The 25,915-nt window shown below is 73.8% G+C and carries 21 protein-coding genes; 12 read left to right on the plus strand and 9 right to left on the minus strand.

What is annotated here, in order from left to right; all coding sequences use genetic code 11:
• Positions 1–109: 109 nt before the first annotated feature.
• The 5 genes from AC2CJA_RS03525 to AC2CJA_RS03545 form a co-directional block, all read right to left on the minus strand.
• Positions 110–868, minus strand: coding sequence for an SDR family NAD(P)-dependent oxidoreductase (locus AC2CJA_RS03525; RefSeq protein ID WP_484601161.1), 759 nt, complete (start codon positions 866–868; stop codon positions 110–112).
• A gap of 139 nt (positions 869–1,007) precedes the next feature.
• Entirely contained in the window at positions 1,008–2,120 is a 1,113-nt protein-coding gene (locus tag AC2CJA_RS03530) for a winged helix DNA-binding domain-containing protein (protein ID WP_484601162.1), read from the minus strand.
• Between the two features lie 107 nt (positions 2,121–2,227).
• Complete coding sequence (locus AC2CJA_RS03535; protein ID WP_484601163.1) at positions 2,228–3,265, minus strand: zinc-binding dehydrogenase; 1,038 nt, start codon at positions 3,263–3,265, stop codon at positions 2,228–2,230.
• A complete protein-coding gene (locus tag AC2CJA_RS03540; RefSeq protein WP_484601164.1) occupies positions 3,262–4,536 on the minus strand; it encodes a cytochrome P450 in 1,275 nt (424 codons plus the stop codon). Before AC2CJA_RS03540 ends, AC2CJA_RS03535 begins: the two co-directional genes overlap by 4 nt.
• A gap of 59 nt (positions 4,537–4,595) precedes the next feature.
• The gene (locus tag AC2CJA_RS03545) at positions 4,596–5,717 is read right to left on the minus strand and encodes an epoxide hydrolase family protein (RefSeq protein ID WP_484601165.1); all 1,122 of its coding nucleotides are present in this window, start codon (positions 5,715–5,717) and stop codon (positions 4,596–4,598) included.
• A gap of 189 nt (positions 5,718–5,906) precedes the next feature.
• On the opposite strand from AC2CJA_RS03545, the gene AC2CJA_RS03550 reads away from it, so the two are divergent.
• The 12 genes from AC2CJA_RS03550 (at position 5,907) to AC2CJA_RS03605 (ending at position 21,115) form a co-directional block, all read left to right on the plus strand.
• On the plus strand, positions 5,907–7,130 hold the full coding sequence (locus tag AC2CJA_RS03550; RefSeq protein ID WP_484601166.1) for a cytochrome P450: 1,224 nt from the start codon (positions 5,907–5,909) through the stop codon (positions 7,128–7,130).
• A gap of 7 nt (positions 7,131–7,137) precedes the next feature.
• Positions 7,138–8,349 carry a CaiB/BaiF CoA transferase family protein gene (locus AC2CJA_RS03555; RefSeq protein WP_484601167.1) on the plus strand — a complete coding sequence of 404 codons (1,212 nt, stop codon included), beginning with the start codon at positions 7,138–7,140 and terminating at the stop codon, positions 8,347–8,349.
• The gene (locus tag AC2CJA_RS03560) at positions 8,267–10,045 is read left to right on the plus strand and encodes an MFS transporter (RefSeq protein ID WP_484601168.1); all 1,779 of its coding nucleotides are present in this window, start codon (positions 8,267–8,269) and stop codon (positions 10,043–10,045) included. The genes AC2CJA_RS03555 and AC2CJA_RS03560 overlap by 83 nt, the downstream gene beginning before the upstream one ends.
• A 214-nt stretch (positions 10,046–10,259) precedes the next feature.
• Positions 10,260–11,915 carry a citramalate synthase gene (cimA, locus tag AC2CJA_RS03565; RefSeq protein WP_484601169.1) on the plus strand — a complete coding sequence of 552 codons (1,656 nt, stop codon included), beginning with the start codon at positions 10,260–10,262 and terminating at the stop codon, positions 11,913–11,915.
• 52 nt (positions 11,916–11,967) lie between these two features.
• Entirely contained in the window at positions 11,968–13,005 is a 1,038-nt protein-coding gene (locus tag AC2CJA_RS03570) for a ketoacyl-ACP synthase III family protein (RefSeq protein ID WP_484601170.1), read from the plus strand.
• Positions 13,006–13,214: 209 nt separating this feature from the next.
• Positions 13,215–14,243 carry an aromatase/cyclase gene (locus AC2CJA_RS03575; RefSeq protein ID WP_484601171.1) on the plus strand — a complete coding sequence of 343 codons (1,029 nt, stop codon included), beginning with the start codon at positions 13,215–13,217 and terminating at the stop codon, positions 14,241–14,243.
• Complete coding sequence (locus tag AC2CJA_RS03580) at positions 14,230–14,862, plus strand: antibiotic biosynthesis monooxygenase family protein (protein WP_484601172.1); 633 nt, start codon at positions 14,230–14,232, stop codon at positions 14,860–14,862. The genes AC2CJA_RS03575 and AC2CJA_RS03580 overlap by 14 nt, the downstream gene beginning before the upstream one ends.
• A 165-nt stretch (positions 14,863–15,027) precedes the next feature.
• Entirely contained in the window at positions 15,028–15,273 is a 246-nt protein-coding gene (locus AC2CJA_RS03585) for an acyl-CoA carboxylase subunit epsilon (RefSeq protein WP_484601173.1), read from the plus strand.
• Between the two features lie 146 nt (positions 15,274–15,419).
• Positions 15,420–17,198, plus strand: a complete 1,779-nt coding sequence (locus AC2CJA_RS03590; RefSeq protein WP_484601174.1) for a fatty acyl-AMP ligase — start codon at positions 15,420–15,422, stop codon at positions 17,196–17,198.
• Entirely contained in the window at positions 17,198–18,925 is a 1,728-nt protein-coding gene (locus AC2CJA_RS03595; RefSeq protein ID WP_484601175.1) for an acyl-CoA dehydrogenase family protein, read from the plus strand. Before AC2CJA_RS03590 ends, AC2CJA_RS03595 begins: the two co-directional genes overlap by 1 nt.
• A 47-nt stretch (positions 18,926–18,972) precedes the next feature.
• Complete coding sequence (locus tag AC2CJA_RS03600; RefSeq protein ID WP_484601176.1) at positions 18,973–20,214, plus strand: acyltransferase domain-containing protein; 1,242 nt, start codon at positions 18,973–18,975, stop codon at positions 20,212–20,214.
• 1 nt (position 20,215) lies between these two features.
• A complete protein-coding gene (locus AC2CJA_RS03605) occupies positions 20,216–21,115 on the plus strand; it encodes a 4'-phosphopantetheinyl transferase family protein (RefSeq protein WP_484601177.1) in 900 nt (299 codons plus the stop codon).
• Positions 21,116–21,137: 22 nt separating this feature from the next.
• On the opposite strand, the gene AC2CJA_RS03610 is transcribed toward AC2CJA_RS03605, so the two are convergent.
• The 4 genes from AC2CJA_RS03610 to AC2CJA_RS03625 form a co-directional block, all read right to left on the minus strand.
• The gene (locus AC2CJA_RS03610; protein ID WP_484601178.1) at positions 21,138–21,752 is read right to left on the minus strand and encodes a response regulator transcription factor; all 615 of its coding nucleotides are present in this window, start codon (positions 21,750–21,752) and stop codon (positions 21,138–21,140) included.
• A 50-nt stretch (positions 21,753–21,802) separates the two neighbouring features.
• Positions 21,803–23,068, minus strand: a complete 1,266-nt coding sequence (locus AC2CJA_RS03615) for a sensor histidine kinase (RefSeq protein ID WP_484601179.1) — start codon at positions 23,066–23,068, stop codon at positions 21,803–21,805.
• Between the two features lie 103 nt (positions 23,069–23,171).
• Positions 23,172–25,532: a TOMM precursor leader peptide-binding protein gene (locus tag AC2CJA_RS03620; RefSeq protein WP_484601180.1), complete on the minus strand. Its 2,361-nt coding sequence runs from the start codon at positions 25,530–25,532 to the stop codon at positions 23,172–23,174.
• Positions 25,529–25,897, minus strand: a complete 369-nt coding sequence (locus tag AC2CJA_RS03625) for a hypothetical protein (RefSeq protein ID WP_484601181.1) — start codon at positions 25,895–25,897, stop codon at positions 25,529–25,531. Before AC2CJA_RS03625 ends, AC2CJA_RS03620 begins: the two co-directional genes overlap by 4 nt.
• Between the last annotated feature and the right edge of the window lie 18 nt (positions 25,898–25,915).

Here is a 25,915-nt window from a genome sequence, read left to right on the forward strand (position 1 = left end):
CCCCCCCGGCGCCCCCCCCCCCGCCACCCCCGGGGGCCCGGGGCCCGCACCCGGTTCGGCGGTGGGTCCGACCGGTTACCGGCCCCACCGCCGAACCGTGGAGCAGGGGTCAGGCGACGTCCATGCCGCCGTCGAGGGTGATGATCTGGCCCGTCACCAGGGAGCCGGCCGGCTCGGCGAGGCGGGTGATCCAGGGCGTGACGTCGTCGGTCTCGCCGACGCGGCCCAGTGGCACCTGGTGCTTCACTCCCTCGAACAGTCCCTCCACCTCCTCCGGGGCCAGCCCGTTGGCCGCGTACGCCTCGGTGCGGACGAAGCCCGGGGCGACCGCGTTGACACGGATGCCCTTCGGCGCCAGTTCGGCCGCCCAGCTGCGGGTGAGGCTGTGGACGCCGGCCTTGCTCGCGGCGTAGACCGAGGAGCCCGGGGAGGCGTTGTGGCCCGCGCGGCTGGAGACCAGCACGATGCTGCCGCCGGGGGAGCGCAGCATCGGCAGCAGCTTCCCGGTGAGCAGCAGCGGGCCGACCAGGTTGATCTCCATGACCTCGCGGACGGTGGCCGGGTCCAGGGCCTCCAGCGGGCTGAAGCGGAAGACACCCGCGTTGTGCACCAGGACGTCCACCGTGCCGCCGAGTCCGGCGACGGCGGCGGCGACGGCCTCGGCCCCCTCCTCCTCGCTGACGTCGGCGGTCACCGCGACGACGGCGGGGTGCAGCGCGGAGACCTCCGCCAGGCGCTCGGCGCGGCGGCCGGTGACGACCACGTGCTTCGCGCCGAGGTCGGCGAAGGCCAGGGCGGCGGACCGGCCGATGCCGGTCCCGCCTCCGGTGACGACGACGGTCTGATCGGCGAAGGGCTTGTCCGACATGCGTGCTCCCCTGTCTGGGCGGATGGGCTGGACGGCCGGCCGGAAGGGCCGGGTGCGGTCGGCGGCCAGTACAGCCCGGGCCGCTGCACCACCGGTCGAGCCCGGCCGGAGGGCGCGGGAGCGGACGGCCGGCGACCGGTCAGGGGGTCTCGAAGCGGATGTCGCGGGTGTCGGCGTCGGCGGCGGCCGTGGCGAGCAGGCTCTCGGCCTCCTCGGCGAGCGCCTTCCGGTCCGCGGCCTTCACGGGGGCGAAGGGTTCGAGGACCAGGGTGGCCGCCTTCTTCTTCCGGTCGATCCGCCAGGTCCCGGCCACGAAGCCGTCCACCAGGAAGGTGGACTTCACCAGGCCGTTGCGGGTGATGATCAGCCTGCGCCGCTCGTCGGTGAGGATCCGGGTGCGGTCGGCGTGGGAGAGCAGGATGTTGTCGAACTCCGGCAGCAGGCGCACGGGCGCCGGGGCGTCGGGGCCGGGGCGCGGGGCGTCCGGGAGGTCGAAGAGTTCCCGGCCCTCCTCGTCGCGGAGGACGGCCAGTTCGGGGCGGAGGTCCTTGAAGACGGCGGCGAGCCGGGTCATGCCGGACCAGGTCTGCATGTCCGCGACCGTGGCCGGGCCGAACGCCGCCAGGTACCGCCGCACCACCTCCCGCGCGCAGTCGTCGGCGGACAGCGGCCCGCCCAGCCACGTCTCGGCGGTGGTGTGCGCGGCCTGCCCGCTCTCGCCCCACAGGCCGCGCGGCGGCACCTGCACCAGCGGCTCCAGGGCGCGTACGGCGTTGGCCAGGGCGAAGGCGTCCCGGTCCGGCCACCGCTCGGCGAGCCGCTTGCCCAGCTCGCCCAGGGTCAGGGGTTCGGCCTCGACCAGGCGGCGGCCCTCGGCGGCGACCTCGGCGAGGTCCAGTCCGTTCAGCCGGCGGCCGAAGGTGCTCTTCAGGCCGCGTGCCAGGGCGGCGTGCAGCACCGGGCGCAGAGCCAGACAGTCGCGTGCGGTGACCAGGTGGATGGTGCTGCGCATCAGCACCAGACGTACCGCCTGACGCCGTCTCACCAGCTCGGCCAGGTCGTCGAGGCGGAAGCCGGCGATGCGGGTCCACAGGCCCAGGTAGGGAGGGTTGGGGGCCTGGGCCTGCATGCCGACCAGGTGTTCCAGGACGTCGGACGCGGACGCGGTGGTGCGCTCCAGCAGCGACTGCCTTGCCAGCAGCGCCCGGTTGAGCGCCCGCCGGTCCAGTGCGGTCGGCGTTCCGGTCGTCATAGGAGGTCCTCTCCGGTGTTACGGCTTCGGTGTTACGGCTGCGGCTGCCGCTGCGGCGGTACGGCGAACGCGCGGCGGTGGGGGCCCGGGGACGGCGGGCGGAGGGTTCAGGACAGCTTGACCAGGACCGTACCGCTGTACCGGCGCCCGAGCAGGTCCACGAACGCCTGCGGCAGCGCCTCCACCCCGCCGTCGACGACCGTGTGCGGGAAGACGATGCGGCCCTCCCCCAGCCATGCGCCGAACCGCTCGTTCCAGCCGTCGATCTGGTCGGGGGTGTGGAGGGTGGCGAAGCCCCGGAACGACAGGTCCCGGCTGATCGCGGTCATCAGCGGCAGGCGCGGGCTGCCGCCGTCCCCGCCGTGCTGGCCGCCGAGCGCGCCGCACAGGGCGAACCGGGCACCGCGGTTGGCGAGCCGGACGGCCGCCTCGAACTGCTCGCCGCCCACGTTGTCGAAGACCACGTCCAGTCCGTCGGGCGCCAGTTCGGCGAGCTGCCCGGCCACCGGGCCGTCATGGTAGTCGAAGGCGGCGTCGAAGCCGATCTCCTTCACCAGGAAGTCGATCTTCTCCCGGGAGCCGGTGCTGCCGATGACGCGTTTCGCGCCGCGCAGCTTCGCGATCTGCCCGGCCAGCGCGCCGACGCCGTTGGTGGCGCCGGAGACGAAGACCGTCTCGCCCTCGCCGACGCCGACGGTGTCGACCATCCCGTGCCAGGCGGTGGGGCCCTGGGAGAGGAAGTACTCCGGGCCGGGCAGCAGGCCGCGGTCGCGGCGGAAGAACTCCTGCGCGGAGCCGGTCGCGTACTGCCGCCAGCCGGAGAAGTGCTCGACGAGGTCGCCGACGGCCAGGTCGGGGCTGGCCGACCGCACGACCGTGCCGACGGTCCGGCCCCACATCGCCACCCCCGGCTGGAAGACCGGGATCGGCAGCTTCGTGGCCGGGTTCATCTGGTCGCGGGCGACCGAGCCCAGGGTCATCCAGTCGTTGCGGACGACGACCTGGCCCTCGCCGGGCTCGGACAGTTCGCTCTCGCCCAGGGCGAAGTGGCCGAGGGTGACCTCGCCCTCGGGATCCGGGTAGGCGGCCAGCCGTACCTCGAGGCTGGTGGTGGGCAGGACGTCGGGCAGGACGGCGGTGCTCATGAGGTGCTCCTTCGCAGTTCCACAGGGAGGGTGAGCGGGTTGTGGTTGACGTCGCCGGTCCGCCAGGGGACCTCGGCGGCGGGCACGGCGAGCCGTGCCCCGGGGAAGCGGCGGGTCAGCTCCTCCAGTGCCACGGAGAGTTCGAGGCGGGCCAGGGGAGCGCCCAGGCAGCGGTGGATGCCGTGTCCGAACGCCAGGTGCGGGTTGTCCGCACGGGAGGGGTCGAGGTGTCCGGGGTCGGCGAAGACCGCCTCGTCGCGGTTGGCGGAGGCGAAGGAGACGAACACCGCGTCGCCCGCGGGGATGAGCGTCCCGCCGACGGCCACGTCCTCGGTGGCGAGTCTGGGCAGGCCGGAGGTGTCGTCCGCGTTGAGGTTGACGGTGCGCAGCAGCTCCTCGACGGCCGCCGGCACCTCCTCGGGGTGTCCGCCCAGCCGGCGCCACAGCTCCGGGTGGTGGGCCAGCAGGGTGAGCGTGAAGTTGGCGATCTGCCCGGCCGAGGAGTCGAATCCGGCGCCCAGCAGGGTGTATCCGAGTCCGGTCAGTTCCTCCTGGCTCAGCCGGTCCTCCCCGAGCCGGGCGGTGGCGAGGGCCGACAGGACGTCGTCGGCGGGGGCGGCGCGCTTGGCGGCCACCAGGGAGGCGATGTAGGCGCCCAGGCTCTCGCGGGCCTCCACCGCCTGCTCCTCGGGGGCGGAGAGGTCGGCGAACCGCCGCACCCAGGTGTGGAACCGCCCGCGGTCCTCCCCGGGCACGCCCAGCAGCTCGCAGATGACGGCCATCGCCAGCGGGGCGGCGAACCGCGCCACCAGGTCCACCGGTTCGCCCCGGTCCGCCTCCGGTTCCAGGTCCCGCAGCAGTCCGCCGGCCAGCTTGCGCACCCGCGGCCGCATGCCCTCGATCCGCTCGGGCGAGAACGCCCGGGAGGCCAGGGCGCGCAGCCGGGTGTGGCCGGGCGGGTCGAGGGAGACGATCATGCCCGGCGGGGCCTGGAACAGACCGCTGAAGCGCGGGGCGCCGGGCGCGTACATCGCGGCCCGGCTGAACCGGGGGTCCTCCAGCACGGCCCGTACGTCCGCGTGCCGGGTCACCAGCCAGGCGTGGCCTCCGCCGGCCGTCTCCACACGTACGACGGGCCGCTCGGCGCGCAGCCGCGCGTACGCGGGGGCCGGGCCCCGGTAGCTGGACCCCGGGAACGGGAAGGCGGGCAGGGGCTCCGGGGTCTGTGCGGCCTCGGAGGAGGTACCGGGAGGGGCCTGATGGACGGTCACGGCGTCGCCTTTCGCGGTCTCGGCTCGCGGCGCGGGGTGCGGTCTGGGGCTGCGGGGGGTCAGCGCAGCGGGCGGAAGAAGGAGCGCAGCTCGTCGACGAGCAGCTCCGGCTGCTCCAGCGCGGGGAAGTGACCGCCGCGGTCGTGGTCGGTCCAGCGGCGCAGGTCGGTGAAGCGCCCCTCGCACCAGGCACGCGGCATCCGGCCGTCCCTGGGGAACAGCGAGCAGGCGGTCGGCACACTCACCGGCCCCAGCGCCATCTTGTTGTGGCTCTCCCAGTAGACGCGGGCCGAGGAGGCGGCGGTGGCGGTGAACCAGGCGACCGACACCGAGTCCAGGAGCCGGTCCCGGGGGATCACCTTCTCCAGGTCTCCGTCGTGGTCGCTCCAGGCCCAGTACTTCTCCGCCATCCACGCCAGCTGTCCGGCCGGGGAGTCGGTCAGGCCGTAGCCCAGCGTCTGGGGCCGGGTGGCCTGGAGCGCCGAGTACGCGCCCTCGCTCTGCTGGAACTCCTTCAGCGCGGCCAGCCCGGCCAGGTCCCGCTCGTCCAGCTCCACCTGCTCCTGCGGCGGACGCGCGAAGGGCATGGCGATGTGGATGCCGGCCAGACGGTCCGGGCGCGTCTCGCCGAGGACCGCGGTGAGGAACGAGCCCCAGTCGGTGCCGTGCGCGGCGTAGCGGCCGTAGCCCAGCCGGGACATCAGCTCGTCCCAGGCGGCGGCGGTGCGCTCGATGGTCCACCCGGCCTCCGCCGGCTTGTCGCTGAAGGCGAAGCCCGGCAGGGAGGGGCAGACCACGTGGAACGCGTCGGCCGGGTCCCTGGGATCGGTCAGCGCGCCGACGACGTCCAGGAACTCCACGACCGAGCCGGGCCAGCCGTGGCTGAGCAGCAGCGGCATGGCGTCCGGGTGCGGGGAGCGGACGTGGAGGAAGTGAACGCCCAGGCCGTCGATCTCCGTGCGGAACTGCGGCAGCGCGTTCAGCCGCGCCTCGGTCGCGCGCCAGTCGTAGACGTCGCGCCAGTGGCCGGCCAGTTCCTCCAGGTACTCCAGGGGGACTCCCTGGGACCAGTCGCCGACGGTCTCGGTCTCGGGCCAGCGGGTCCTGGCCAGCCGCTCCCTCAGATCGGTGAGGTCCGCCTCGGGGACCGCTACGCGGAAGGGCGTCACTGCCGTGCTCATCGGCGTTCCTCCAGGACTGGCTGGGCTGGGACGTGCTGCTCCACCGGACGGGCCGCACGCTACGGACGCGGCCTAGAGACCGGGTCGAACAGTGCCCGGGGCGGAGGAACGACGGTTCGAGCCCTGTTCATGCCGGTCTCCAGAGGCGGGTGTCAGCGTCGCAGCCGTCCTGACGAGGAGGGACCAGCGATGAGCACACAAGCCGAACAGACCGGCGCAGCAACGGAGGAGACCTTCCCCTACGAACGGAAGTGTCCGTTCTCCCAGCCCGAGCAGTACGCGCAGTTCGCCGACGAGCCCGTGAAGCAGGTCCCGCTCCCGACCGGACTGAAGGTCTGGGCGGTCACCGGGCACGAGAACATGCGCCGGCTGCTGACCGACCCGCGCACCAGCGCCTCGCGCAAGGAGGCGAACTTCCCCTTCTACTTCGACGCCCCGCCGGAGTTCCGCACCGAGACCTCCTTCATCGGTTACGACCCGCCCGAGCACACCAAGGTCCGCCGCAAGGCCGCCGTCACCTTCACCAACCGGCGTGTGCAGATGCTGCGCCCGCAGATCGAGAAGATCGTCGAAGAGGCGATCGACTCGATGATCGAGCAGGGACCCGGCGTGGACATGCACCACGCCCTCTCCCTGCCGGTGCCGATGACGGTGATCTGCCTGCTGCTCGGCATCCCCTACGAGGACCACGAGTTCTTCCAGGTCAACGGCACCACCCTGCTGGGCGGCACCGCGACCATGGCCGAGCGCCAGGCCGCCCTGGTGGACGTCAACAACTATCTGTTCGACCTGGTGGCCAAGAAGGAGAAGGAGCCCGGCGACGACCTGCTCAGCCGGGCGATCGCCGAGTACCGCGAGTCGGGCGAGGAGTACGAGGCCCGCGACCTGGTCAACCTGTGCCGGCTGCTGATGAACGGCGGGCACGAGACCACCGCCAGCATGATCTCGCTCGGCACCGCCTGTCTGCTGGAGCACCCCGAGCAGCTGGAGCAGCTGAAGGCCGACCCCGAGCTGATCGGTCCCGCGGTCGAGGAACTGGTCCGCTACCTGACCATCGGTGACGCGGCCGTGCCGCGCGTGGCCACCGACGACATCGAGCTGGCCGGCGCCACCATCCGCAAGGGCGACGGCATCCTCTGCCTCGGCCTGACGGCCAACCGCGACGCCGAGGTGTTCGAGAACCCCGACGAGCTGAACCTCGCCCGCGGCAACCGCCGCCACTTCGGCTTCGGCCACGGTCTGCACCACTGCATCGGCGCCGACCTGGCCCGGCTGGAGCTCCAGCTGGTGTGGGGCAGGCTCTTCGAACGCATCCCGACCCTGCGGCTGGCCAAGCCCTTCCAGGAGATCCGCTCCAAGGAGCGCGCGATCATCTACGGCCTGTGGGGACTCCCGGTCACCTGGGACCAGTGAGCCGGCGATGGGGCCTCTGGAGGGACTGAGGGTCGTCGAGCTCGCCGCGATCGGGCCCGCACCCTTCGCCTGCATGATGCTCGCCGACCTCGGCGCGGACGTCGTACGCGTCGACCGGGCCGACGGCCGCCGCTCGTTCCCGGACTGGCACGCGGTGCTGGACCGCGGTCGGCGCTCGCTCGCGCTGGACCTGAAGGACCCGCGGGGCGTGGCGGAGCTGCTGTCACTGGCGGAGACGGCCGACGTGCTCGTCGAGGGCTTCCGGCCCGGGGTCGCCGAGCGGCTGGGGATCGGTCCCGCGCACTGCCGCGCGCGCAACCCCGCTCTGGTGTACGCGCGGATGACCGGCTGGGGCCAGGAGGGGCCGCTCGCGCGGGAGCCCGGCCACGACATCAACTACCTGGCCCTGACCGGGGCCCTGCACGCGATCGGGCGGGCCGGCGGGCCGCCGGTACCCCCGGTGAACCTGCTGGGCGACTTCGGCGGCGGCGGGATGCTGCTGGTCGTCGGAGTGCTGGCGGCGCTGCGCGAACGCGGGGTCTCCGGCCTCGGGCAGACCGTCGACGCGTCGATCGTGGACGGTGTCGGGGCGATGCTCGGCATGCTGCTGGGCATGGCCGACAGCGGCCAGTGGCGCCACGAGCGCGGGACGAACCTGCTCGACGGCGGCGCCCCCTTCTACCGCTGCTACGAGTGCGCCGACGGCCGCCACATGGCCGTCGGCGCGCTGGAGGAGCGCTTCTACGCCGCCCTGCTGGACGGGCTCGGCCTCGACGCCGCCGCGCTCCCGGACCGCGACGACACCGCCAACTGGCCGGTCCTGCACCGGGTGTTCGAGGAGCGATTCGCCCGGTACGACCGCGACACCTGGGCGGCACGCCTGGCCGGCACCGAGGCGTGCGCCACCCCGGTGCTCACCGTGGAGGAGGCGGCCTCCCACCCGCACCACCGTGCCCGCGGCAGCGGCCCGGCCGCGCCCGCGCCGCGCTTCAGCCGGACTCCACCGGGACCCCAGCGGGCCGAGTCAGGCTGGAGCCGGCCGTCAGCGGCCTCATTCGCCGTACGACCCCCCGAGAAACCCAGAGAGGTAGGCCATGACGATTTCGTCGGAGCACATTCCGTCAGTGGAGACGGAGGTGGACAGGGCGAGGGAGCAGACGGGGGCCGGCACGCCGGCCGGAGGGTCGGCGGACACCTCGGCCGGCGCCCCCACCGATGAGGTGAAGCTCGACCCCATGCGCTGGGCGGCCCTGCTGGTGCTGCTGGTCTCGGCCTTCATGGACCTGCTGGACGGCACCATCGCCAACGTCGCGGCCCCCTCCATGCAGCGCGAACTGGGCGCCGGCTACTCGGCGATCCAGTGGATCCTGGTCGGCTACCAGCTGGCCTTCGCCCTGCTGCTGATCCTCGGCGGCCGCCTCGGCGACATCTTCGGACGCAAGAAGATCTTCCTGATCGGCGTCGCCGGCTTCACCCTGACCTCCCTGACGGCGGGCATCGCCCAGGAGCCGTGGCAGCTGGTGGTCTCCCGCGTCCTCCAGGGCGCCTTCTCCGGGATCATGGTCCCGCAGGTGCTCTCCATCATCCACGTCACCTTCTCCAACAAGGAGCGGGGCACCGCCTTCGCGCTGCACGGCCTGGTGGGCGGCCTGGCCGCCACCCTCGGTCTCGCGCTGGGCGGACTGATGGTGCAGTGGAACCTGTTCGGTCTCGACTGGCGGCTGATCTTCCTGGTCAACATCCCCGTCGGCCTCTTCGGCCTGTTCTACGGCTCGAAGGTGATCACCGAGTCCAAGGCCCCGCAGGCGCTGCGGCTGGACGTCACGGGCGTGCTGCTGGCCACCGTCGGCATGCTGATGCTGATCTTCCCGCTGCTGCAGGGCCGGGAGATGGGCTGGCCGGCGCTTGGCTTCGTCTCCATGGTGGGATCGCTGCTGGTGCTGACCGGGTTCGTCCTGTGGCAGAAGCACAAGATCCGCAAGGACGGCTCGCCGCTCGTCGAGCTCGGGCTGTTCCGCACCCGCAGCTTCTCCTCCGGCCTGGCCGTGAACCTCATCTTCTACATCGGCATGGGGATGTTCACCATCGGCTGGACGCTGTACATGCAGATCGGCATGGGCTGGTCCCCGATGCGCGCGGGCCTCACCAGCCTGCCGTTCTGCCTCGGCGCCTTCATGACCGCGACGACGTCGGTGATGATCCTGGTGCCGAAGTTCGGCCGCAAGGCCCTCCAGGTCGGCGCGGTCGTCCTGGTCGCGGGCCTGGGCGCGTACATCTGGGTCGCCGGCGAGTACGGCAGCCAGGTCACCTCCTGGAACCTGGCCATCCCGCTGTTCCTGATCGGCCTGGGCTTCGGCACGGTGGCCACCCCGCTGCCGCTGATCGTGACCTCCGAGGTGCCCCACCGGGACGCCGGCTCCGCGTCCGGCCTGGTCAACACCAACACCCAGCTCGGCTTCGCCATCGGCGGCGCGCTGGTGAGCGTGGTGTTCTTCGGCGGTCTCGTCGGCAACACCGGGGCCGCCGTGGACAGCCAGGTGCCGCAGCTGCGCAAGGACCTGGTCGCCGTGGCCGGGCTCTCCCCCGAGCGGGCCGACGAGGCCGTCGCGGCCTACCGGACGTGCGCGGTGGACCGCGCGGGCGAGAAGGACATGGCGATCGTGCCGGAGAGCTGCTCCTCGGCGACGGTTCTGAGCGAGCCGGCCGTCGCCGAGGTCGTGGAGCCGTACACGAAGGACACCACGGGCGTCTCCTTCGCGACGAGTTTCCAGACGCTGCTGTGGACCTTCATCGGCATCACCGTCGTGGTGTTCTTCCTGCTGTTCGCCATCCCGCGGAAGCTGCGTCAGGACGCCCCCGAGGACGCCCCCGAGGACGCCTCCGCGCAGGAGCGGACGGCCGGCGCGGCCGCCTGACCCCGACCAGGACGTCCCCTCCCGGCGGCGGGGGCGGACCGGAGCCCAGGGCCCGGTCCGCCCCCGCTTCGGCCTGCCCCCGGCCCCGCACCCGCACCCGGCAGCCCCGCCGGGGCTGCCGACCGCCTCTCAAGGCCGTTTCGAGGCGGTCCCCGGACGGTGGGCCGTACCCGCCGCGGTAGTCGGCCGCCGGCGGCACAAATGAGGAGGGACGATGGCCGAGCGGCGCTTCCAGCTCTACGACACGACCCTGCGCGACGGAACACAGCAGGAGGGCCTGGCGCCGACGGTCGAGGACAAGCTCGCCGTCGCACGCCACCTGGACGCCTTCGGGGTGGGCTTCATCGAGGGCGGCTGGCCCGGCGCCATCCCCAGGGACACCGAGTTCTTCCGCCGGGCGCGCACCGAACTGGCCCTGCGGAACGCCGAGCTGGCGGCCTTCGGAGCCACCCGCAGGCCCGGCACCCTGGTCACCACCGACCCGCAGGTGCGGGCGCTGCTGGAGGCCGAGGCCCCGGTGGTGACCCTGGTGGCCAAGAGCCACACCCGGCACGTGGAACTCGCCCTGCGCACCACGCTCGCCGAGAACCTCGCCATGATCGGCAGCACCGTGCGGCACCTGGTGCGGGCCGGCCGCCGCGTCTTCGTCGACGCCGAGCACTACTTCGACGGCTACCTGGCCAACCAGGAGTACGCCCTGGAGGTCGTCCGCACCGCGGCCGAGGCCGGCGCCGAGGCGGTCGTGCTGTGCGACACCAACGGCGGCTCGCTGCCGGACCGGATCGGCGCCGTCGTGTCGGACACCCTCGCGGCCACCGGGGCCCGGCTCGGCATCCACTGCCACGACGACTCCGGCTGCGCGGTGGCCAACACCCTGGCCGCCGTGGACGCCGGCGCCGACCACGTGCAGGGCACCGCCCACGGCTACGGGGAGCGGTGCGGCAACGCCAACCTGTTCACCGTCGCCGCCAACCTGGTCCTCAAGCGGGGCCGCACGGACGTCGTCCCCGCCGAGCGGCTGCGGGAGATGGCCGACACCGGCCGTGCCATCGGCGAGCTGACCGGGGTCCACGCCCACCCGGCCGCCCCCTACGTCGGCGCCTCCGCCTTCGCGCACAAGGCCGGACTGCACGCCTCCGCCCTGCGCGTGGACCCCGACCTGTACCAGCACATCGACCCCGGCCTGGTGGGCAACGCCATGCGCACCCTGGTCTCCGACATGGGCGGGCGCTCCTCCATCGAGCTGAAGGCCCGTGAGCTGGGCTACGAGCTCTCGGCCGGGTCCGAGCCGGTGGCGCGGGCCGCCGCCCGCGTCAAGGAACTGGAGAACCGCGGCTACAGCTTCGAGTCCGCCGACGCCTCCTTCGAACTGCTGCTGCTGGAGGAACTGACCGGCGGCGTGCCGGAGTACCCCTTCGAGGTGGACGCCTGGAAGGTCGGCGTCGAGGAGCCGGCCGGTGGCGAGGTGCGCACCGAGGGGTCGGTGCGGCTGCGGATCGACGGCACGCCGCTGGCCGCGACCGGCACGGGCAACGGGCCCGTCAACGCCCTGGACCGGGCGCTGCACCAGGCGCTCGACCCGTTCTTCCCCGAACTGGCCCGGCTGGAACTGGCCGACTACCAGGTCCGGGTGCTGGGGAACGGCTCGGGCAGCGCCGCCGCCGCGCGTGTCCTGATCACCTTCACCGACGGGCGCCGCCGCTGGGGCACCGTCGGCGTGGACGGGAACACCGTCGCCGCCTCCTGGCGGGCCCTGCTGGACGCGGTCCGCTACGTCCTGCTGACCGAGCGCGGGGCCGACCACCGCGCCGGACGCCGTACGGAAGCGGCCTCCGCCGCGACCGTCCCCGCGGTGGCGGTCGCGGGCTGACGCGCCGTCCCGGACGGCACCGATGACACCCGGACGAGACAGGGAGTGGACCGTGCGAGTGGAAGACATCTACATACGGGGGACCGGAGTGCGGCTTCCCTCCTCCCTGCCGGTGGCCGACGCGGTGGCGTCGGGAGCCTGCCCGGAACGGGTCGCGGCGGCCACGGGCATGGTCTCGGTGGCGTACTCGCCGGAGGAGTCCGCCGCCGAGATGGCCGTGCACGCCGCCCGCACCGCCCTGGAGAGGGCGGGCGGCAGCGGCGGCGACACCGACCTGATCCTGCACGCCGACACCTACCACCAGGGCCAGGACCTGTGGCCCGTCGCCTCCTACGTACAGCGCGAGACGCTGGGCAACAGCTGCCCGGCCATCGAGATCCGGCAGATGTCCAACGGCGGCATGGCCGCCCTGGACCTCGCCCACTCCTACCTCACGGCCGTCCCCGGACGCCGCGACGCGCTGCTGACCACCGCCGACCGGTTCTGCGAGCCCGGCATCGACCGCTGGCACACCGACCCCGGCACCCCGTACGCCGACGGCGCCACCGCGCTGGTGCTCTCCCGGCGCGGCGGGTACGCCCGGCTGCGCTCCCTGGCGATGCTCGCCGACCCCGAGCTGGAACCCCTGCACCGGGGCGACGAGCCGTTCGGGCGGGCGCCCTTCTCGCACCGGATCCCGGTGGACTTCGAGGAGGCCAAGCGCTCCTTCGTGGCCCGGGTGGGCATGTCGTACGCCGTCACCCGCGCCCACGCCGGGCAGCAGACCGTGCTCAAGCAGGCGCTGGCCGACGCCGACCTGGAGCTGGGGGAGGCGGACTGGGTGGTGCTGCCGCACTTCGGGCGGCGCCGGCTCCAGTCGATCTACTACCAGCCGTTCGGTATCGACCCGGCCCGCACGGCCTGGGAGTGGAGCCGCACGGTCGGGCACCTGGGCGCGGGCGACCAGTTCGCGAGCCTGGACCACCTGGTCGTCTCCGGCCGCGCGAGGCCCGGCGACCGCTGCCTGCTCGTCGGCGTCGGCGCCGGCTACAGCTGGGGCTCGGCGGTGGTGGAGATCCTGGACCGGCCCGAGTGGGCTCACGCCGCCTGAGCACGCCGCCTGAGCACGCCGCCCGAGCACGGCGGCGTGAGCCCCCGGACACAGCGGCCGGGCGCCTCCCGGCCCGCGACCCCCGCCCGGCGATCCGCCGGCGGGCTCGAACCCCCCTCTTCCGGCGCTCCAGCCCTGCTCGAGCGCACCCTGCCAATCTGACACAGGCGCCGTGCGAGCGGCGCGACCCGAAGGGAAGATCCGCCGTGGTGCCGAACCCCGCTACCGCCGTCGCCGAAGCCGCCGGAACCGAAGCCGCCGGCGCGGTCCGAACCCATGTCACAGAGCACACCGTCGTTGTCGACGCGCCCGCGGACACCGTCTACGGCCTGGTGGCCGACGTCTCGGCGTGGCCGCAGGTCTTCGGCCCCACGATCCACGTCGAGGTGCTGGAGGAGCACGCCGACGAGCAGCTCCTGAGGATCTGGGCCACGGCCAACGACCAGGTCCGCTCGTGGACCTCGCACCGGATCCTCGACAGCCGCACCCGCACCGTCTCCTTCCGGCAGGTGGCCTCCGCGCCCCCTGTGGCGTCGATGGGCGGGAAGTGGCTCGTGGAGTCCAACGACGACGGTGGCAGCCGCGTCGTCCTGCTGCACGACTACACCGCCGTGGACGACGACCCGGCGGCGGCCGAGCTGATCGAGCGGGCCGTGGACCGCAACAGCCGCGCCGAGCTGACGGCCCTGAAGAACGCCGCCGAGCAGGGCGGCGACGCCGAGGAGGACGGCGGGCAGCGCTTCACCTTCAGCGACTCGGTGGACATCGGCGGCTCGGCCGAGGACGTCTTCGCCTTCCTCGACCGCGCCGACCTGTGGCCCGAGCGCCTGCCCCACGTCGCCCGCATCGGTCTGGAGGAGGCCCCCTCCGACGGAGGCGGCTCCACCGTCCAGCGTATGGACATGGACACCCGCAGCCCGGACGGCTCCCTGCACAACACCATGTCCGTGCGGGTGTGCTTCCCCGACCGGTCCGTCATCGTCTACAAGCAGCTGCGGGTGCCGGTGGCGATGAGCGGGCACACCGGCCGCTGGGAGATCGAGCCCCACGGAAAGGGCGTACGCGCCACCTCCTGGCACACCGTCACCCTCGACCCCGAGGGCGTGCGGCAGCTGCTGGGCCCCGAGGCCACGCTCGCCGAGGCGCGCGCCAAGGTCCGGCAGGCTCTGGGCGCCAACAGCACCACCACCCTCCGGCACGCCAAACGGTTCGCGGAGAACCTTCATGACCGATCGTGACCTCAGCAGTCCGCTGACCACAGTCCACCGGTTCGCCGTCAAGGGGGACCCGCGCCGGTTCGAGCAGGAGTTCCGGGAGCACTCCCAGTACCTGCGCCGCCGGCGCGACTTCTCCTATCTGGTGACCGTGCGGCTGCTGGACTCCCCGGCTTCCTACGTCCACGTGGGGCACTGGCGGAGTCTGGAGGGCTTCATCGAGACCGTGCACACCGAGACGTTCCTCGAACACGTGCGGTGTCTGGAGCCCATGGTGGACACCGAGGCCGACCAGGCGGCCAGCGTCGACCGCCTGCTGGTGCGCAACGCGCTGCCCGGGCACGACAGCGTGGTGCTGCTGCCGTGCACGGTGCTGGGCGGGTCCCGGGAGTTCGAGAAGGAGGCCCGTGAGCTGTCCCGGTTCCTGGCCGGCACCGGCGGCTTCGGAGGCTTCGACCTGCTGCGCTCGACCTTCCGGCCGCAGCGGTACCTGGGCATGGCGTGGTGGGCCGACACCGAGGCCTGCGACCGGGCCCTTGCCGAGGCCGAGCGTGGCGGGGCGTACGGGGGGCTGGGCCGGGTGGCGCGCTTCCGCGTCGAGCGCACCCGGCACATCGCCTACGAGCGGGGGCTCACCGGCTGAGCACGGCCTGGCACGGCACACCGGCGGGGGGGGGGGGGGGGGGGGGGGCGGGGGGCCCCGGCCGGCCGCGCCCCCCCCCCCCCCCCCGCCCCCCGCCCCCCCCCCCCCCCCCGTCCGCGTCCGGCCCGCGAGCCTCCCTCAAGGCGCGGAGCGCACCCTGGCCCCATGGCCAACGACACACGACAGGCCCTGCTGACCGTCGTACGGGGAAACCCCGACGAGGGGGAGCTGGCCGCCGTCACCGCCGTACTGCTGGCGCTGTCGGCCCGGCGGGCCCCGGCGGACTCCGGCGATCCGCAGGGACCGGAGGCCGTGGCGGAGACCGGCGCACCGGAGGCGTCCGCGGACCGCGCCGCCTGGTCCGCCGGACGGGCCGGCTACCGCCCGCCCACGGCATGGTCGCGGGCATGACGGGGCGCGGGTCCGCGCTCCGGGAGAAGCCCGCCGGTCCGGGGGACGTCGAGCCGGGTTCGAGGGGGTGTTCGTACCTTCCCGGAAGAGTCGCACGGGCCGGTGCCGGAGAGGCGGCGGCCACGAAGGCACACGAGGGGGAGGCGATGAACGGTTACCGGAGCTTCACCGATCTCATTCTGTCCAGGGTCCGGGAGACGCCCGGGCGAGCGGCGCTCGTCCTGCTGGGCGAGACCGGCGGACCCGGCGGGGAGCAGACGGCCGAGACCGTCTCCTACGGGGAGCTGGACCGCGAGGCCAGGGCGCTGGCGGCCTGGCTCCAGGAGCACGGCGCGCCGGGCGAGCGGGTGCTGGTCCTGCAGTCCTGCCGGCGGCTGTTCACCGTCAGCCTGGTGGCCTGCCTGTACGCCGGGGCCGTCGCGGTCCCCGTGCCGCCCGTCGGCGGCCGACGCCACCACGAGGAGCGGGTGGCCGGCATCGTCAAGGACGCCGCGGTGCGGATCGCCCTGACCGACGCGGCCGATGCCCCGGAGGTCTCACGGCTGCTGGCCCGCACCGGCTACGGGGACGTCGCCTGCCTGCCGGCGGACGCCGTCCCCGGGGCGGCGCCGTGGCGCGGACCGGAACTCGGCCCCGACTCCGTGGCCTTCCTCCAGTACACCTCCGGGTCCACCCGCGACCCCCGGGGCGTGGTGGTCACCCACGGCAACCTCATGGCCAACCAGGCGGCGATCGGCCGCGCCCTGCGCACCCGGCCCGGCGACCGGCTGGGCGGCTGGCTGCCCTTCCACCACGACATGGGGCTCGTGGGCCAGCTGCTGCACCCGCTGTGGCTGGGCGGCACCGCCGTGCTGCTGTCCCCCACCGCCTTCGTCAAGCGGCCGGTCCGCTGGCTGGAGGCGATCTCCCGGTACGGCGTGCGTGTCAGCGGCGCACCGGACTTCGCGTACGACCTGTGCCTGCGCCGGATCACCGACGAGCAGATCGCGGACCTGGACCTGTCCGGCTGGGAGGTCGCGGTCAGCGGCGGCGAGCCGGTGTGCGCCCGGACACTGCTTGCCTTCGCCGAGCGGTTCGCCCCGGCCGGGCTGCGGCCCGGTGCGCTCACCCCCTGCTACGGTCTGGCCGAGGCGACCCTGCTGGTCACCGGTGCCGTGCGCGGTCCCGACGAGGAGCCCGCACGGCTGACCGCGGACGCCGCCGCGCTGGAGCGCCACGAGCTGCGCACCCCGGAGCCGGGCCCGGGACGGGCGGCCCCGGGCGGCGCCGCGCGTCGCACCCTGGTCTCCTGCGGCCCCGTCGCCGACGGCGAACTGCGCATCGTGGACCCCAGCAGCGGCGAGGTGCTGCCCGAGGGGCGCGTCGGGGAGATCTGGCTGCGCGGGCCGGGCGTCGCCCGCGGCTACTGGGGCCGCCCGGCGGAGAGCGCGCCGGCCTTCGACGGGCACACCGCCGACGGGGACGGCGGCCATCTGCGCACCGGTGACCTGGGCACCGTCTTGGGCGGCGAGCTGTACGTCACCGGCCGTCTCAAGGACATGATCGTGGTGGCCGGACGCAACCTCTACCCGCAGGACCTGGAGCGCACGGTGCAGCGGGTCAGTTCGCTGTTCGGGGCCGCCACCGCGTTCGCGGTGCCCGGCGAGCGGGACCGGATCGTCGTCGTCCAGGAGCTGCGCGCCCGCGGCCGGTACGACATCGACCTGGCCGCGCTGACCGCGGCGGTGGGCAACCGCCTGACCGAGGAGTTCGAGGTGCGGCCCGGCGGGGTGCTGCTGGTGCGCCCCGGCACGGTGCGCCGCACCACCAGCGGCAAGGTGGAGCGCGCCGCGATGCGCGGACTGTTCCTCCGCGGTGAACTGCGGCCGCTGCACCAGGACATCCTCCCGGAGGTCAGGGAACTGATGACGGCCGGGGCACGGTGATGGGCGCGTACGACGATCGCGCCGCCGCGCTGGAGCGCGCCTTCGGCCCGCTGGACGACCCGGCCAATCCACTGGGCCAGGACGCGATCCTGGCCGCCGACGCGGCGGGCCGGGTGCCCGCCGGAGCGGAGGAGGTCCTCGACGCCCACCGCTTCAACGCCGAGTTCGTGCCCGTGGAGCTGGGCGGTGGACTGTCGCGGATGGACGGCCTGGGCCGGGTGCTGCGACCGGTCTTCCGCCGGGACGCCTCGCTCGGCTTCGGATACGGGCTCAACTGCTTCTTCGCCGCCGCCCCCGTCTGGATCGCGGGCGAGGCCGGGCAGCGGGCCGAGGTGGCCGGGCACCTGCTCCGGGGCCGCCGCGTCGCCGTGGTGCGGCACGAGGTGGCCCACGGCAACGACTTCGTCCGCGAGGAGTTCACCGCCCGGCCCGTCGACGGCGGATTCCTGCTGAACGGCAGCAAGTCGGTGATCGCCAACGCCTCGCGGGCCACCGGGCTCGTCGTCTTCGCCCGCACCTCCGGGGCGGTCGGCGGGCGCAGCCACTCGGTGCTGCTGCTGGACCGGGCGGGGTTGCCCGGGGGACGGCTGACCGACCTGTCCCGGCGTTCCACCAACGGTATGCGCAGCGCCGAGTTCGGCGGCCTGCGGGCCACCGACTGCCCGGTGCCGGGAGAGGCGCTGGTGGGCGGGCTCGGCGGCGGCTACGAGCTGTCCCTGCGCTCCTCGCTGCTCATCCGGGGCCTGATCCCGTCCATCGTGCTGGCCGGGGCGGACACCGCGCTGCGCACGGTGGCCCGGTTCGCGGCCCGCCGCCGGTCCGGGGGGCGCTCCCCGCTGGACGTCCAGCATGTGCGCGACGTCCTCACCGGCGCCTTCCTCGACCTGCTGCTGAGCGACTGCCTCGCCCTGGTGGCCACCCGCGGACTGCATCTGATACCCCGGCAGACCAGCGCGTACGCCGCCGCGGCCGCCTATCTGGCACCGAAGATCGTCGCGGAGTCGATGGACGAGATGTCCGCCGTCCTGGGCGAGGAGAGCCTCGCCCAGGACGGCGCGTACGCGATGTTCGCCAAGCAGCTGCGCGACCTGCCCGTCACCTCGCTGGGCCATGCCGGCAGCGCGGGCCGCCAGGTCAGCATCCTCCCCCAGCTCCCCTTCTTCGCGCGGCACGTGTGGTTCAACGGCGACGAGGCGCCCGCCGCCCTGTTCCGGCTCCACGGCGACCTGCCGCCGATGGACCCGGCCCAGGCAGCCCTGCTGGGCGACAGCGACCCGCTCGCCGCGACCCTGGTGGCCACCGACGGCCTGCTGGGCTCCTCCGGTCCGCCCGCCGACGCCCCCGAGGACGGGGGAGCGCTGGGCGCGCTCACCCGGACCCTCGTCGCCGAACTGGACGAGCTGCGCACGGCCTTCGCCGGGATAGGGGCGGACGACCGGGCGGCTCTGGTCGACCCGCGCAGCTTCGCGCTGGCCGACCGCTACGCCCTGGTACTGGCCGCCGCCGCCTGCCTCGGCGTGTGGCGGGAGCAGCGCTCCGGCGGGGCCGCCGGAGCCTTCCTCGCCGATCCCGCCTGGCCCACCGCGGCCCTCTACCGCCTGTGCCGGCGGCTGGGGCTGCCGCTTCCGGAGCGGCCCGCCGCGTGCGAGAGCCGGGTGCTCGCCGAGGTCCTGGCGCGGCTGCACGGACGGCGCAGTTACGACCTCTACGGCACGGACCTGGCCTGACCGGCCCCGAGCCGTCCCCCCTTCGAGCCGCTGAAAAGGAGCGCGAGATGTCCGTACACCCCCACCGGGTGCGCGAACAGGCGTACGCCGACTGGCTGACGGAACGACTGGCCCACTACCTCGGCCGGCCGGTGGAGGAGACCGTGTCGTTCACCAGGCACGGCCTGGACTCCGTGGCCGCGCTCAGTCTCTACGGCGACATCGAGGAGAAGTACGGCCCGCTGATCGACCCCACCGACATCTGGGCGTACCCGACCGTGCGCGCCCTGGCGCGGTACCTGGCGCTGCGGGATCCCCGGCCCGGCGGGGACGGCCGGGTGCGCGCGGCCTTCGTCTTCACCGGGCAGGGCTCCCAGCACCCCGGCATGACCGCCGGCCTGTACCTGCACTCCACGGGTTACCGCACCCATCTGGACGAGGCGGCCGACGCGCTGCTGCCCTACACGGGCCTGTCGGTCGTCGACCTGATCCTCAGTGGGGACGCGCGGATCCACCAGACGGCGTTCACCCAGCCGGCCCTGTTCGCAGTCGAGTACGCCCTGGCCCGCACGCTGGAGGAGTCGGGGGTGTGCCCGGTGGCGGTGCTGGGCCACGGCATCGGCGAGTTCGCCGCCGCGACCGTCGCCGGGGCGCTGACGCTGGAGTCGGCCGCCCAACTGGTCTCGCTGAGAGGCGCGTTCATGCAGTACCTGCCCTCCGGCGGCGGGATGACCGCCACCTGCGCCCCCGCCTACGAGGCCGCCGAGCTGCTGTTCGACGAGCCCGGGGTGAGCATCGGGGCGGTCAACGCGGCGAAGGCCACGGTGCTCTCCGGTGAACTGGCCGGTCTGGAGCGGATCCAGGAGAAGCTGGCCGCGCGCGGTGTCGCCGCCACCCCGCTGAACGTCACGCACGCCTTCCACTCCCCGCTGATGGCGCCGGTCCTGCCGCGGTTCGAGCCGGTGGCCCGGAGGCTGCCCGGCGGTGCGCCGCGGGTGCCGTTCTACTCCACGGTGCGGGGCGGTTACACGGGCGAGCCGCTCTACTCCCCCTACTGGTCCCTCCAGATCACCTCCACGGTCCGGTTCGCCGACGCCGCGCGGCAGTTGCTCGCCCAGCAGACTCCGACCCACGTCGTCGAGATCGGCCCCAAGGCGGTCCTCACCCCCTTCGTGCGCCGCATGGGCGGCAGTCGGGGGCCGTCCTGCCTGGCCGTGTGCCGCGGGCCGGAGAGCAACGCGGTGGACCTCGCCGGAGTGCTGTCCGAGCTGGACGCCGGTCCGCTCTCCGCGTCACTGGCGGAGGGCTGAGATGGCGCGTTCCACACGGTCCGCGGGAAGCGGGGGGCGTGGAGGAGGGACGCCGGGTCTGCTGGAGGTCGCAGGCCCCCTCGGGCCCTGGGACGGGGTCCGGGGGGAACTGGCGCACGAGGGGACCGCGGTGGTCGCCGGGCGGCTGCCCGACTGGCGTCCGCCGGTCGGGGACGCGGTGCTGCGCCGGATGCTGGGCCGGGACTGGCACCGTTACGAGGCCATGTCGCAGCCCCTCATGAGGGAACGTTTCTCCGCTTCCCGGCTGCTGTTGCGGCACGTGGTCGCCGCGGCGATCGACACGGCTCCGGAGCAGGTGGACCTGGCCTACCAGCCCGGCGGGCGGCCGTATGTACGCGGCTGCGACCAGATCGACATCAGCCTGAGCCACACCCGCCAGACACTGGTCGCCGGGATCACCCGCAGGGGCCGGATCGGGGTGGACGTGGAGTCGGCGGACCGCCGGATGGCCGGCACCGGCTCGGAGTCCCAGGGCTGCACCCCGTACGAGCTGGCACGGCTGGACGAGGGGGAGGCGGACGAGCGCAACGCCACGCTGGTGCGGCTGTGGACCCTCAAGGAGGCGTACAGCAAGGCACTCGGGCAGGGACTGCGCTTCCGGTTCACCGAGTTCGGCTTCGACCTGGACGCGGAGGGGATCCGGCTGGTGCGGCCCGACGGCACCCCGGCGGGCGGCGGCGGGTGGACGTTCGCCACCGGCGTGCTGGACGGCCGCCCGGACGACGGGCCGGGCGGGGGATACGTCGTCGGTACCGCCGTGCACGACTCCGGGTTCGGCGAGGCCTCGGACCTGTCGGTGCGCACCGCCCTGGACGCGGGCCTCCTCGACGCGCTGCTCGGCGCGGCGGCACCGCCGGCGGCCTCCGGGACGGACTCGTGAGCGGTCCCGCCCGGCGCGCGGCTCAGGGGATCCAGCCGGCCTCCTCGGCGATCCGCACGGCGTCGATGCGGTTGCGGGCGTTGAGCTTGGCGACGATGGTCGTCAGGTAGTTGCGGACGGTCCCCTTGGACAGGTACAGGGTGCCGGCGATCTCGGCGGCGTCGGCGCCCTGCGCGGCCAGCCGCAGCACCTCCAGCTCCCTGGGGGAGAGGGGGTTGTCGGGGCTGTCCCAGGCGGACAGCGCCAGTTGGGGGTCGATGACGCGCTGGCCCCGGGCCACCGAGCGCACGGCGTGGGCGAGCCGGTCGGAGGGCGCGTCCTTCAGCAGGAACCCGGTGACGTGCGCGGCCAGGGCCCGGCGCAGGGTGCCCGGACGGCCCAGGCTGGTGAGGATCAGGGTCCGGCAGCAGGGAAGCCGCTCGTGCAGTTCGGCCGCCGCCGTGAGGCCGTCGACACCGGGCAGGTCGACGTCCAGGACGGCCACGTCCGGCCGGGTCTCCAGGGCCCGTTCCAGGACGAGGTCCCCGCGGTCGACGGCGGCCACGACGCTGAAGTCGGGCTCCAGTTCCAGCAGGGCGACCAGTGCCCCCCTGATCATGTGCACGTCCTCGGCGAGCAGGATCTTCACCGACAGCATTGGCCCCCCAGACCATGATGATGCCCGGCCCCCCGGACCGGGCGTTCGTGTCAGGCCGCGGGTCTCGCGGCGTTCGCCGTGCCCAGCCTCCCGGCCTCCGGCGGATGCGCCGCCGCCACGGGATGGACGGGGGCCCGCGCGACGAGGTGGAACCGGCCGTCCTCGCGGACACCCGCCTCGACCCGGCCGCCGATCGCCGCGAGCCGGGTGCGGAGGTTGCCCAGGCCGCTGCCGCTGTGCGCGGAGCGGTCCGGGCGCTGCCCGGCCACCCCGTCGTTCACCAGGCGGAGCGTGACGGACTCCCCCCTCGACTCGACCGATATCACGCAGGTCTGAGCTTTGCTGTGGCGGAGGACGTTGGTGACGCCCTCCCGCAGCGCGGTCGCGAGCACGGTGTCGGTGACCGGGTGCAGTCGGCCGCAGGAGACATCCGTCTGCGCCCGGATCTCGGCCGTCGAGAGGATGGAGGCCGCCGACTCGGCCTCCGCCGCCAGTGACATGTCGCGGTAGCCGCTGGCCACCAGCCGTACGTCCGACAGCGCCTGCCGGGACACCTCCAGCACGGAGGCGATCTCCTCGCGCGCCCGGTCGGGCCGGGAGTGCACCAGGCGGTACGTCAGCTCGCTCTTGAGCGTGATGGCCGACAGGCTGTACCCCAGCAGGTCGTGCAGGTCGCGGGCGAACCGCAGGCGCTCCTCGGTGACCGCCATCCGGGCCATCTCCGCCCGCGAGTCCTGGACCTCGGCCACCAGGTCGCTCAGCCTCGCGGTTCCGTAGAGGATCAGTCCCGCCATCATGGTCGAGGTCGTCAGATAGGTGACCGTCGCCCAGTCCAGTTTGGCCGAGACGGTCATGGCCAGCATGGTGCCCGTGATCACGCCGTAGAGGGGCCAGGCCACCCTGCCGGGCAGCAGGAGCAGCAGCGAACCGGCCAGTGGGCCGGCCATGCTCCCCCAGTTGAGGCCGAAGAAGAGGAACGGCAGGTAGGTCAGCGCGGCCTGCGCGAGCAGGGTGGCGTAGCGGCGAGGCAGGGACCAGCGCTGCGCACGGGGGGATATGTGCAGGAACTGGAAGAAGAAGACCGCGGTCACGCACCCCAGGCACAGCAGTACCTGGCTCCGCTCGGCGCCGCTGCGCAGGACGTTGAGCAGGGAGATCCCCGAGTAGTACAGCAGGGTGGCGACCGTGATCGTCCTGGCCAGTTTCGGCGCGGGCAGTTCGCGGTGGCGCGTGTGAGACCGAGGGGGAGACGCGTTCCGGGCCCCCGCTTGAGCGGGAGCCCGGAGGTGGGAGGCGCTGTCCGGGGTGTCATGCACCTGGCTGCTCCTCGGTCAGAAGTCGTCACGTTGAACTGTGAGTTGACCGCATCATATTGGCCATCGGCTAGCTCTGGCCACTGACGAGGAGCAGCGTCCTAAATCAGACGAACAGCGGGATCGGGTTCAGGTTCTCGTAGGCCGTCGGCCGCGTGAGTCGGCCGAGTGTCACCGGTATGTCGAACAGGCGGCCCGGCGCGAAACGCGCCCAGAAGTGGCGCAACCCCGGAGCGATCACCCTGACCACCGGAACGCCCACGTCAGGACGTGTCTGATCGAGTACCAGCAGTTCCGTTCCACGGGCTTCCAGAAGAGAGCGGGCCGTCTCCACGTCATCGTACAGATCGTGACGCGGGGTGTGCGTGTAGTCATGGGGGGTCAGGGGTGTTGTTGACTGGTCCGAAGCCAAATATGGCTGGTTCCTTACGGTCGCCCGAGTCCACCACTCCAGCAGCTCGGGAGGCGCGGCACCGTACCCGGACCCGTTCCCGCCGACGCGGGCCACCGAGGCGGCCAGCTGCCCCATCTCCGTCAGTGCTCGGCGCAGCGCCAGCCGGGGATCGAAGTGGGCGCCGAACCCCAGGACGATGTCCTGCGCGGGCTTGTCGGTGCGCCGCGACAGCGCCGCCATCACGGGAACGCCCAGGTCGGAGGTGAGATCCAGGACCCACACCTTCCGTCCCATCCGCGCGTAGACCTCCCTCAGGCCCGCGAGCCAGGGCTCGTCGAAGGCGTCCAGGTCCACGGCGGGCTGGCGGGTGCGGTTGTACCACCACAGGGCCACCGCGTCGCGCTCGACCAGTTCCAGGAAGCCCTGGACGACGGCGTCCTCCAGGCTGCCGCCCGCCGCGTTCCCGTTGGAGTCGGCGCGGGGCTCGCCCGAGCCGGGGGAGGCACGATGGCCGAAATACAGCATGGAGGTCGGCAGCAGCCGGTGGGTCCGGGCCGTCAGCGACCACACGGGCGTCCACTCCACCGGGCGGTCGGCGTCGAAGGACGCGCACACCTGGTGGAAGGGGGAGGCCGTGGCGTTCCAGCGCTCCCGGTCCCGGAACTGCCGCTCGTCGAAGAGCTGACACGCGTTGGGGTGGATCGCCTGCTCCCCCAGGCCCCGCAGGCTGTCGTACACCACCGGCTCGTCGCCCTGGCGGGTGGCGCAGTAGCGCTCCACCGCCTCGCACAGGGCGCCGACCTCGGCCTCCAGCGCGGTGACGCCCTTGCCGCCGCTGAGGCTGCGCAGCCCGCCGCGGAGGTCGGCGAGCGTGTAGGCGTCCAGCGCCAGGTTGTGCCCCGAGACGAAGGAGTTGAGGCCTTCGGGCAGCCGGGCGTCCCGGCGCACCTCACGCACGATCCCGGTGACCGGGTCCACCAGGTGCCCGTACCGCTCCAGGACCTGTTCGGGGGAGAGGGCGCGGTCGTTGTTCCCGCCCCGCGCCGCCTTCGGCCGGGGCCCCAGCGCGACCGGCCGCCGTACCAGAGCGGAGACCAGCGACGGGTCACCGCACTCCGGGCACTGGGGGCGCCGGTGCACCGCGTGGTGGCCGGTGCGCAGGCTGAGGGTGTCCAGAACGCGGATGGCCCCCTGGCCCTCGTCGCGCACCCCCGCCAGCCACTTCGCCGCCTCCAGCACCGCCATCCGCAGTCCCATCCCCCGGCCGGCCGCCAGGGAGGCCGACGGGCGCGGCAGGGGCGCGTCGCTGCCGATGGCCCGCTGGAGCGGTGCCTCCGAGCGGCGGTGGATGCGGACGCGGTGCGCCAGGCAGGACCAGCAGGGCCCCGAGCCCGGCCGGAACACCGGCCCCACCCAGGGCTCGGGGCCGTACGGGCCGGCCAGCAGCCAGGGCAGCCCCCGCTCGCGGTGCCAGGCGTCCACGGAACGCAGCCCGGGGGCCAGGTAGTCGTCGCAGAGCACCAGCGAGAAAACGCTACCGCCCGCCCCGCCGGTCCCGCCCGCCCCGCCGTCGCCGGTGCCGTCCCGCCCGGCCCGCTCCCCCTCCGGGGCGGGGAGCGGGCCCAGCACCGTCAGGCCGGACTCCTCGCAGACCGCGCGAGCCTGGCCGCCGTCCACGCCGCCTACGGTGACCAGCCGTACGGCGGTACGGGTCAGCGCCGCGCTCGCGGCGCCGCCGTCCAGGCCGGCCAGCTCCCAGTAGGCCGCCGCCGAGGCGTCGGCCTCCTCGCCGGGGGCGGACCGGTAGCCGACGAGATTGGCCCGCGCCAGTTCCCCGATGATCCGGCCCGCCTCGTCCGGAGGGACCAGGGCGCCGGCCTCGCGCAGCACCCCGGCCACGGTGCGGGTGCCGTCCAGCAGCGGGGCGAGCACCTCGGCGGACCGGCCGTACAGCGCCCTGACCCCGCGCGGCGAGAGCAGGTAGACCGCCTCGCCCGGTACCACCTCGGCCCGCAGATGGCGACGGAAGCCCACGAAGGGGCCGCCGTCGGCAGCCTCTCCGTGTCGTCTCACGCCCCCACCGTCCCCGGAACCTCCAGACGGAAGTCGTCCGCGCGGGTGCAGCCGAAGCAGGCCAACTGCTCGGCGTCGCGGATGTCCAGCTGCTCCAGGTCCTCGATGAGCAGCGGGCCGCCGGCGTAGACCGGTTCGGAGGCGCACAGACCGAGTTCCGCGAGGATCGCCACGGAGTCCGGCACGCCACCGTAGGGAGCCTCGGCGGCGGGCAGGCCGAAACCGGACAGCACCGCGACCGGGTCGGCGGTGTAGCGTGCCTCCAGACCGGGCTCCAGCCCGGTGCGGAGGGCCAGCTCGGCGAAGCGCCGGTCCTCCGCGCCGGTGTTCTCCGTCGAGGCGGTGGCGGACGTGTTGCTTCTCATGCGAAGACCCCCTGTGAG

It is taken from the genome of Streptomyces sp. ATLC9 (assembly GCF_057196705.1).